We start from the raw sequence: 7,611 nt of genomic DNA, 5'->3' as shown, positions 1-7,611 counted from the left end.
GTGCGTTTACAAGCGGCTCCAACTGCTGAAAAGAAAAGTCAAGAAAAGCTAATTCAAGATTTATTGAATTCAGATCTTCACTTACGTAGCAAAAAGGAGTTAATAGAAAAATTCATTCAAAAGAATCTTCCTTTAATTGAAAATCCAGATGATGTTATCGAAGCTTTTGAAAACTTTGTTGAAGAAGAACGCAAAGAAGCTATACAAGAAATCAGTAAAGAAGAAGCTTTAGACCAGGATAAATTAGAACACGTAATCGGCGAGTATTTGTTTACAGATAAACAACCTTTACGTGAAGATATCGTAGCATTAATGATTCAAAAACCAAGTTTAAAAGAACGTAGTACCAAAATTGAACGTGTTACCCATAAAATCTATGATTTCGTAAATACGTTTATTAGTGGGTTTGCAAGGTAATAATTTTTTTTATGTATGAGTATGTTTGAAAATAACCCTAGAGAATTAGCTATCGCTGTATTTTATTATTTGGACAGCATTAAAAACAGAGTCGATTTAGAAAACGGATTTGCTTTATATATTTTGATTGACGAATTTTTAGAATGGAATTTACCTACTGATGGGAGTAATTATCAAAAACAAAAAGATGATGAAATCCCTAATATAATTGATCCTGTTAGACTTTATTTTACTAGTAACGGCTATTTTGAAATAGTTGAGTGGGAGAACGAACTAATCGTCAAATTAACAGAAAAAGGATTAGAAGCAAAAAGATGTGGGGGAATTGATAAATATGAAGACAAACTTAAAAATGAAGAAGAGCTAGCTCAATTACAGAAAGAGAGTTTACAAGCGTCAGTTGAGGCTAATGTTATTTCTAAAGATGCAAATGATATTTCAATAAAAGCTAATAAAATAGCTGTTAAAGCAAATTCATTATCAAAATGGGCAATGATAATTTCACTTGTTTCTGCCCTTATTGCATTGTTATCTCTTTATTTTTCATAGTCTAAATGATAATTCAGAAAAACAGATTGACTTTTAGACAGGGTAAAAAATCAAAAACATTATGTATGAAAGTTTAGAAGATTTAAGATCGAAATATGAAACCATTTTTGGTAATACAAATCATTTCAATCCCGAAGTAAATGAAATTTTAAGTAGAGGTTTTGCTTTTCAGTACGATACAGATGAAAATGAGGCAGATGTTCTTTTTCTAGGGATGAATCCTTCATTTGTTTCTGGCCAACAAAAAGAAAGTTATGAGTGGACGAGGGAATGGACAAGAGGAAAAGATTATTTTACTCCATTTTTTAATATTGAAGAGGAATTAAAAGAAGAATATAATGTAAACATAAAATGGACGCATTATGACTTATTTGCTTTTAGGGAAACAAAACAAGCTAGCATTAAGGACCTATTAATGAAAAATGAAGAGGGTAGATCTTTCCTTTTTCAACAGCTTGAAGTTTTAAAGGAACGTTTATTACAAACTCAACCAAAAGTAATTGTTGCAAGTAATGCTTTAATTAGAACTTTTTTAGGAATGAATAGACATCGTGATAAAAAAGGTAATGAAGTTGGTGTTTGGTTAGGAGATTGGATAAAATTTGATTTTGATAAAACCATCGGAACTTACGTTGTAAATCAACCAAGTGAATTAAAAGGAACTAAAATTTTCTTTACAAGTATGCTTAGCGGTCAACGTGCTTTAGATTTAGGAACAAGAGAGCGTTTGGTTTGGCATATTGCAGAGATTTTGAAGTAAAACACTTAAATTATGATATCCATAAAAATACTCAAAGCTGGTCAAGGAGATAGTATACTGATTCGATTTTTAGGAAATGATAGTCAGTATAAGAATATCTTAATTGATGGAGGAAACAAAAAAAGTGAATATAACAATCATTTAAAAAAAGAAATTCTTTCTTTACAAAATTCTGGTCAAAATATCGATTTACTTATTATAACTCATACAGATCAAGATCATGTAAAAGGAATTCAATACCTATTAAATGATCATGATATTGATAAACAAATTATTAAACAAATATGGTTTAATAATTTTGAATCAAAATCAAGTAGTCAGAATGGAGATATTAGCTTTACAGAATCTTGTGAAATTCAGAAATTGATTAATCAACATAATATTAAAAGATGTAATAATATCACTGCTAATGAAACTTTAGATCTTCTTAATTTTTATGGGGCAAAAATTACTATAATTTCACCTTATTTAGAAGATCTTAATAAACTAATAAACCAGAATAATTTGGATATTTCAGCAGTTACTAATGATTATAATTATTCTATTGATGATTTAGTAAACTTAAATACAAATTTGTTTAAAAATCATGTAGAAGATCTTGACACATCTTTAGAGAATAGAGTTAGTATTGCTTTTTTATTTGAAGTACACGAAAAATCTATTTTATTCCTAGGGGATGCTAATCCAGATGTAGTTGTAAAATCTCTTGAAAAACTAATTACAATCAGGTCGTTGAAAAATTTGGATGTCGATTATCTAAAATTATCCCATCATGCCAGTGTAAGAAGTTTAAGTTTTAAGATGTTAGAATTAATCAAAACAAATAATTATATTATAAGTTCTAACCGTACAAAAGCAAACCTGCCTAACAAAATAAGTTTTGCAAAAATTCTATGTCATAGTAAAAACGATAATATTACAAATTTTATCTTTAATTATGGAGAATCTGACATGGATAACAATAAGAAATTGAATTTTACAACAGAGGAAAAAAATATGTATAAATTTTCTATTTGTGAACCTAACTACGAACATGGATATATAATTACTAATGAATAATACTGAATATAATTTAAATAGTCATCAAGAGAGAGTATTAAAGGCTAATACTGTTCGTATTGAATCTACATTTATTGGAAGTTCTAATAAAATATTTGGCACGGGGGTAATTTACAAAACTACAAATCAAGATGTTCATTATATCTTAACAGCCTTACATTGTTTATTTGGCAAAAGAAACGGGGGTACTTTTGAAAATGAAACTACTTTTGAAAGTGTTAAAATTTTCAAACAAAAAGAAGATGGTTCATTTTTAGAATTCAAAGTCAAAAAAGAAGATATAATATCCTTTAAAGATCAAGATTTAGCTTTAATTCTAATAGATTTTAATAAAACTATAGTAGGTGGCGAAACTATTGATATTAATGATATTACTGGTATAATTATAGGGAAATCAAAATATAGAGGAAATTACAATTCTTATGGATATCCGACATTTAAGGAGAATAATCCGCACGAACTTTTATTTAAGCATAAACTTACTCCTGAAGAATCTAACTTTATCAATATCGAATGTTTAACTAGTATAAGTTCAGATGATGCAAAACAAAAAATTTCAGGGTATTCAGGGGCTGGTATTTACTGTAATAATAAGGCTATTTTATATGGTATAATTACTCAAATTAGTGATGAAAATGGTTTTGCAAGCTCTATCATTGCAAAAAAAATTAACATAGAACTATTTAATAGCGCTCTAGAAAAAAGAGATTCTAACTTATATAAGTTAGAATGTATTAATGATACAACTAAAATTACTTTAGAAGATGACGGTAGTTTAATTAATTATGAAAAAATAGTTATTAATGGAATTGAATTAAATATTTGGAGAGCTCTAAAAAGATTAAAACAAGACCTAAAAGATGATTGGTTTCAAGACCCGCTAGACTTTAAATATCTATTATCAAAAAAGAATTTTTATAAAAGAGTAAAGAAATATATAAACAAAAATAATCCTTATTCCCCATCTACATCAGCTAAACACTTTACTGTTCCAAAATCAGGATATTCAACACGTCCTACAATTGAAACAAGCTTTATAGACAGAGTAATATACCAAGCATATGTTGATAAATTAATAGAAAATTTAGATTTTGTTCTAAGTAGACATGTTTATTCATTTAGGTATAATTCAGGAAAAAATAGCGATAAATATATGTACCATTATTCTATCGAACAATGGAAAAAATATGTTTATCAAACAAAATTTGTTTTGACACCAGAAACTCCTTTTTTAGTAGTTGCTGATATAACTAGCTTTTTTGAAAATATTAATACAAAATTATTAGGTCAATATTTAAAAACTTTAGTACATGATTATATTAAAAAATCATCTGATAAAGATGAACAATATAAAATTTTAGATTCTATAGAAAATTTAATCAAGGATTGGAATGAGAAACAAATTAATTCTGAATTTGGTATTCCTCAAAATCGAGATGCATCTTCATTTTTAGGAAATCTCTACCTAAATAAAATCGATCAAATCATGTTACATTCTAATGGACACAAATTCTATTATAGATATATGGACGATATTAGGATTGTATGTAAAACTAAAGCGGAAGCAATTAAAGCAATTTATGATTTATCAGTAGCATTAAGAGAACTTGGTTTAAGTTTAAATTCATCTAAAACAACAATTTTAGATTTTAACATCAAAGAAGATATCAAAAAAATTAATGAATGCCTACCGGAATCATTAACATCAATTGATCAAATAAATAGCTTTTTATCTTCAAAAAGAAAGAGAGATGTTCAAATAGCAGTCCAAATGACCTATAACTTGTTTAAAGATGCAATTTTATCAACTGATTTGTCTGAAGAGAAATATCTTCAAAAAAGAAAATTGTCTTTTTGTATTCATAAATTGCAGTTATTTGCTAGAACGAGAGGTCTAAAAGATATTATTGATTTTAAAGAGATTATCAAATTTGTTCTTAAAGAATTTGATAATCAGCCTTGGTTGACTTCTTCTTTTATTAAACTACTTATGGCTGTTGATAAATCATATTTTAACAAAGAAGACTTTGAGGTTTTAAAAGGCATTATCAAAAATAACTTAAAAAATATTTATGAGAGCCAGACCTATTTTATCTGGATATTCTTGAGTTATATGAAGTATGAAGATTCTGATTTAATTGGAATTGCTACAAGAAATATAAAAAGCACAAATCAGATAAATCAAGCTAATACGGCAGGATCATATATTTATTTAGCTTCAATAAATTGGAGAAACTATAAACAAGTAATGATAAGTTCTTTTAATAAAGGAAATTTAAAAGGAAATTACTTTCTTCAAAGAAATGCACTAATTGCATTACGCAATGTTAATCCTAATGAAATTGAACATAAAAATATTGAAGGTGATTTGGAAGATATGCATCAAAAATTATATGATGAAAAAAAAGAAATTTATGTTTCTGAATTGCCTGAACTTAAAGTATCTGAACTAATAAAAAACTCTCCAACTCTTATTTCATTATAATTATGGAAGCAATTGTTATAAAAATAGTTAACTATAATAAAGGTAATATTCAAAATATATACCATATTAAAGAAATCGGCAAATCTGTTAAAACACAAAAAGACCAATTAAATCTTAAAAAATACAAAGCAATTATTTCCTTCGATTTTCCTAACATTTTAGAAGATTTAACTTTAATTGATGATATGCATTATTTTGATCTTGAAAAAGTAAACAGACAACTAATTGGAAGGTCAAAAAAAGAATTTTTAGGAAAAGAATACCCTTGGAATATTTGGAATGCTTTAAAAAAATTAGATTTCTCACAATTAGACATTTTGGAAAATGATTTTTTACTTAAATTAAAGGATTCTCGAAATTATTATTTAGGTATCAAAAGTGATTTTGACATAGGTAAGACAGTTGATTTTTTTATGCAATGTTTAGAAATATTATATAAAACATTAGTTCATTCACTCGAGTCCTCACTTGAGAACGATCGTTATTTTTCAATTGAAAAAAAACTTAGTCCTATTTTATTCAAAGCTACTAAAAAAGGTATACACCTTGACATAACAAAAGTAAGAGAGCATATAAAAAATATTGATAAAGACTTATATAACCAAAGAAATATTCTCCAGTTAAAGTATGGAATATTTTCAAAAAATGATTATAAAAATCTAAAATTAAATATAGAATCTAAGATACCTTCTAATCTAAAATTAAAAAGTAAAGAGTTTTGGTCTTATCTGAAAACAAATAGATATCAACATTCAATATTTAATACTTTACTTTTAGAAAGAAATTTGTCGAAAAATAAGACAATTTTAACTAGACTAGGAAATTTAGAATCTGAAATTATTTATCCAAATTATGATTATTTTGGAACTATTACAGGTAGGATCATAGTTCAGAATCCAGCATTACAACAATTAAGTAGTAAATATAGAAATATTATTCTACCAGAAAAAGGAAAGAAACTGTTATATCTTGATTTTTGTCAATTTGAAGCAGGTATATTGGCTAGTGAAGCTGATGATGATTTATTAATTAAAATGTATAATGAGGTTGATATTTACGATGCTATCGTTAAAAATATTGGAGAAAATAAAATAAATAGAGAACAGGCTAAAGAAATATTTTATTCATTTTGTTATGGAATGAAGTATCAGAATGAAAATGATTTTTTTAAACAATTTCCTTCTTTGATTAACTATTTTGATAGTGTTAAGTCCGAGTTTAGTGAAAAAGGCCACATATCTACTATAAATGGTAATTTAAGATTTCAAACAATTAATATAGAAGATATTGAATCTGAAAATTGGTTAATTAGTCAAAAAATTCAGGGATTATCTTCAATAATTTTAAAAGAGATAATCTTGAGAGTAGATAAAAGGTATCCAGAAATAGATTTTTTATTACCAATGCACGACGCTGTTCTTTATCAAGTTTCTGAAGAAAAATTTGATCTTTATTCTAATACTTTAAAGGAAATATTTGAATCGGTATTAAAAAATTATTGTCCTAAATTGAATCCCAAGGTTATAGAAAAAATGTTTCACAGTGACTCTTAAAACATATTAATTAAACTTTTCATTTTAATAAATTAAAATTATGGAATTTTCAAATACGTATAACGGAGCCGTTTTCTTCGTAGATTTACTTGGAATTGGCGCATTAACTCAAAATAAAATTGTTTTAGATGAAAGCGATTTTATAGGCTGGGAACATAACTTCCCTTTCGAAAAGAAAAACAACCAATTTCTATCTGCTGTTTTACTTACTCAATTTAGACAAATCTTAGTGGATATTAAAACACGGTTTGAAAAGTTAGATAAAGATATAAATGTAACTCAATTATCAGACTGTGCATTTATTTGGGGAGAATCACTTGAAACAATTATGATATTTGCAAATAACTTTATGTGCGAAGCTATTCGAAAGGGCATTTTTTGTAGAGGGGGGCTAAGTTATGGTGAAATTATTGAAACAACACAGGAACATGTAAACTTAGGTAGATTTATTGTTGGAAATGCTGTAACTAATGCTGCACGTGCAGAAAGTATTGCAAAAGGATGTAGAATCAACTGTGATATTAGTTTTGCGAAAGAATTTGTAAGAATGCCCTCCTTTTTTTATAATAAGTATTATCCTAGATTAGTCAACCCTTCATATAATTACAATGATTTTTCTATATATGATGAGTTTAGATGGTATTATTTTCCAGATATGGATTTTAAGGAAAAAGGATATTATGAATATCTGAAGCTTAATGATAGAATCAAACTAACAAAAGAGAGTGGATATGCAAACAAAAAGTTCAGTATAAGTTAAGCTACATTTTTGTAAACATTATTTAAGT

7 protein-coding genes are annotated in these 7,611 nt (G+C 26.6%); all 7 read left to right on the top strand.

Features of this window, described 5'->3' with window-relative positions:
- Positions 1 to 417 (top strand): type I restriction endonuclease subunit R, EcoR124 family (locus EG240_RS15825; protein WP_449580068.1); only part of this gene is annotated, 417 nt, incomplete at its 5' end.
- Positions 418 to 432: 15 nt separating this feature from the next.
- Positions 433 to 966, top strand: a complete 534-nt coding sequence (locus EG240_RS15820; protein WP_125020304.1) for a hypothetical protein — start codon at positions 433 to 435, stop codon at positions 964 to 966.
- A gap of 61 nt (positions 967 to 1,027) precedes the next feature.
- Positions 1,028 to 1,726: a hypothetical protein gene (locus EG240_RS15815; RefSeq protein ID WP_125020303.1), complete on the top strand. Its 699-nt coding sequence runs from the start codon at positions 1,028 to 1,030 to the stop codon at positions 1,724 to 1,726.
- A 12-nt stretch (positions 1,727 to 1,738) separates the two neighbouring features.
- A complete protein-coding gene (locus EG240_RS15810) occupies positions 1,739 to 2,785 on the top strand; it encodes a ComEC/Rec2 family competence protein (RefSeq protein WP_125020302.1) in 1,047 nt (348 codons plus the stop codon).
- A complete protein-coding gene (locus EG240_RS15805) occupies positions 2,778 to 5,270 on the top strand; it encodes an RNA-directed DNA polymerase (protein ID WP_125020301.1) in 2,493 nt (830 codons plus the stop codon). Before EG240_RS15810 ends, EG240_RS15805 begins: the two co-directional genes overlap by 8 nt.
- 2 nt (positions 5,271 to 5,272) lie before the next feature.
- Positions 5,273 to 6,823, top strand: a complete 1,551-nt coding sequence (locus EG240_RS15800; protein ID WP_125020300.1) for a DNA polymerase — start codon at positions 5,273 to 5,275, stop codon at positions 6,821 to 6,823.
- A 40-nt stretch (positions 6,824 to 6,863) separates the two neighbouring features.
- A complete protein-coding gene (locus EG240_RS15795; protein WP_125020299.1) occupies positions 6,864 to 7,583 on the top strand; it encodes a hypothetical protein in 720 nt (239 codons plus the stop codon).
- Positions 7,584 to 7,611: the final 28 nt, after the last annotated feature.

This window comes from Paenimyroides tangerinum (genome assembly GCF_003865405.1).
In the GTDB taxonomy this organism is placed as follows: domain Bacteria; phylum Bacteroidota; class Bacteroidia; order Flavobacteriales; family Flavobacteriaceae; genus Flavobacterium; species Flavobacterium tangerinum.
This window is presented reverse-complemented; position numbering and strand designations above follow the sequence as displayed.